Below are 359 nucleotides of genomic sequence, written 5' to 3' on the forward strand. Positions count from 1 at the left end.
AGCGCCACCTCCACAGCGAACAGCCCGGTCTGGGTGAACACGGTCCGGTCCAGCGCCTCCGCATCCCCGTCGAAGACCACCTCCCGCACCGAACCCTCCAGATGACGGTCCAGCTCCGCGCACACCGCGTCGAACGCCGCCGCGAACACCGGGAACACGCCGTACAACTCCCGTCCCATACCGGGTCGTTGCGCGCCCTGCCCGGTGAACAGGAACGCCGTCCTGCCCTCCTCGGCGGCCACCGTGCCGGGAGTGATGCCCGTGGCGAGCTGCTCCAGCCCGCTCAGCAGCTCCGCCCGGTCGCGGCCGGTGACCGCCGCCCGGTGGCCGAAGGCGGACCGGGCCAGCGCCAGCGAGTA

Annotated in this window: 1 protein-coding gene; it reads right to left on the reverse strand. The window is 72.7% G+C overall.

Translation table 11 applies throughout. The features are described 5' to 3' along the window. Nucleotides 1-359: acyltransferase domain-containing protein (locus KN815_RS29465; protein WP_216344928.1), on the reverse strand; the 359-nt coding region annotated here is incomplete at both ends.

Origin of the sequence: Streptomyces niphimycinicus (assembly GCF_018883605.1) — a bacterium.
GTDB classification, from domain to species: domain Bacteria; phylum Actinomycetota; class Actinomycetes; order Streptomycetales; family Streptomycetaceae; genus Streptomyces; species Streptomyces niphimycinicus.